This is a genomic window from Pantoea sp. ANP04 (genome assembly GCF_041982285.1).
GTDB classification, from domain to species: domain Bacteria; phylum Pseudomonadota; class Gammaproteobacteria; order Enterobacterales; family Enterobacteriaceae; genus Pantoea; species Pantoea eucalypti.
Map to the genome: position 1 here is coordinate 1 of NZ_JAUTYS010000186.1, position 520 is coordinate 520.

Annotated in this window: 1 protein-coding gene; it reads left to right on the forward strand. The window is 66.7% G+C overall.

Annotated features, from left to right (window positions below):
- Window positions 1-303 (forward strand): hypothetical protein (locus tag Q7C21_RS23015; protein WP_375151239.1); only part of this gene is annotated, 303 nt, incomplete at its 5' end.
- Between the last annotated feature and the right edge of the window lie 217 nt (window positions 304-520).

Below are 520 nucleotides of genomic sequence, written 5' to 3' on the forward strand. Positions count from 1 at the left end.
GGCTACTGGGGCGGCGTCGGTTCTGTCAGCGACCCGCGCTACCGCGAGCGCATGAGGGCCCTGGGCCTGGGTTCCATCGAGCCCGAGGAGGGCCTGCGGGCACTCGACCAGCTATTGGCGGGCGGCCTCGATCAACTGGCGCTGCTCAAGCTGTTGCACACCCCCCAGGTCGACGGATTCGACAGCCTTGCCGGACTGCTTGGCAACGAACAGATCGTGCTGTGCGCCGACAACCCCGGGGCCATGGCGGCCATGCAGGACAGGTTGCAACACAGGCTGGCGGCGTTGGCCGCGATCACCTAGGGCTGCGGCCCCTCGTTCATTCACTTACAGCACACGCGTCACAGGGAAGTTGAAGCATGCAAACAGCCGCACATCAGACCAGCGCCGGCGCCTTTGGTGAACTCGATGCACTGGCGCGCCGCCTGCTGGCGAGCCAGCTCCAGGCGCTGGGACTTGGCCATGCCGAGGACTTGCAACACCTGGCCACTCGCCACGGCCCTGTCACGCCGGCTTACCT